This window comes from Laceyella putida, from assembly GCF_042665195.1.
Lineage (GTDB): Bacteria > Bacillota > Bacilli > Thermoactinomycetales > Thermoactinomycetaceae > Laceyella > Laceyella putida.
In genome coordinates this window covers 1-578 of sequence record NZ_JBHTBW010000009.1, presented here as the reverse complement: position 1 = coordinate 578, position 578 = coordinate 1, and the positions used below count along the sequence as shown (strand labels likewise).

Here is a 578-nt window from a genome sequence, read left to right as displayed (position 1 = left end):
CTGAGATGAATACGGAATTTGCGAACTGGTTACTCACACATCCAGAAGTGAACAAAGCAACAAGTAAGATATTCAAAGAATTTTCTTCTGAAACGTTCCCTTCGGCTGTCTCGAATCAAACGATTCGTGAGGTGAAGTCCCAAATGAAAAATCAAGAGGCGAAGACCTTTAAGAAGATGTGGTGTTGCTTTAATAATCAGAATCTAAAAATAGAGAAAGCGGGAACTTTCTATACGGTTGCTTTTCCCACTCTAGAAAAGAAGGTTGGCGTTCCTGTAGTGGCTCGCCCTTTTCAACAAGCATGGTTAGAACGAATCATAGCGGGTACTGCCAAGCAAGGAGCCGGAAAGCTCTACAAGAAGAAACAGAAATGGGTTCTGGCTATTGCCATCTCATTTGATGTGCAGAAAAGCCAAGATCAAAAAGCGATGGGAGTAGACTTAGGTCTGCGCTACTTAGCTGTAGCCAGTGTGGGAACCCAGTCTCTCTTTTTCAAAGGAAATGAATGTGCTTTGCTTATACTCGCAGACGCTATTCAGCCAGACGTAGAAAACTGGGCAAAACCAAGAAACTTCCAG

1 pseudogene is annotated in these 578 nt (G+C 43.1%); it reads left to right on the top strand.

What is annotated here, in order from left to right:
• Positions 1-5 precede the first annotated feature (5 nt).
• Positions 6-578 (top strand): annotated as a pseudogene (locus ACFQNG_RS04020) (hypothetical protein); the annotation flags it as partial.